Origin of the sequence: Vibrio sp. 1641, from assembly GCF_033339995.1 — a bacterium.
In the GTDB taxonomy this organism is placed as follows: Bacteria; Pseudomonadota; Gammaproteobacteria; order Enterobacterales; family Vibrionaceae; genus Vibrio; species Vibrio alginolyticus.
Window position 1 is genome coordinate 1 of record NZ_JAWOVP010000322.1, and the last position, 601, is coordinate 601.

Here is a 601-nt window from a genome sequence, read left to right on the forward strand (position 1 = left end):
GATTTTTGTGTCCATGTCGTCGATCTTCCTGGATACGGCTTTAGCGCTGAGCATCATGGTGAAGATCTCGCACAAATCGCTGCCATGGTACTAAAAGACGCGCCAGAGAAAGCAGTGTGGCTAGGTTGGTCGTTGGGTGGTTTGGTGGCCACGCACATTGCGCTCAATGCTCCTCAGCGAGTGAGTAAGCTGATCACCGTCGCCAGCTCACCAAAATTTGCCGCAGAAAAACCGTGGCGTGGCATTCAACCGAATGTACTGAGCGCGTTCACCTCTCAGTTACTAGAAGACTTCTCACTGACCATTGAGCGTTTTATGGCGCTGCAAGCCATGGGAAGTCCGTCTGCACGTAAAGATGTTAAACAACTCAAACAAGCGGTGCTATCGCGTCCTCAGCCGAACCCAGAGTCACTATTGGTTGGTTTAAATATTTTGGCGGATGTTGACCTGCGTGATGCTTTGATTTCCCTGACCATGCCGATGCTACGTCTTTACGGTCGTTTGGATGGTTTGGTGCCGATTAAAGTGGCGACCGATCTCAGCCAGCAACTGCCTCACACGCAACAGTTTGTCTTTTCTCAATCTTCTCATGCACCGTTCA

General features: G+C 50.4%; 1 protein-coding gene. It reads left to right on the forward strand.

Going from position 1 to position 601, the window contains the following annotated elements:
* A partial coding sequence (gene bioH / locus R7Z47_RS25765; RefSeq protein WP_318130883.1) for a pimeloyl-ACP methyl ester esterase BioH occupies window positions 1–601 on the forward strand: 601 nt, incomplete at both ends.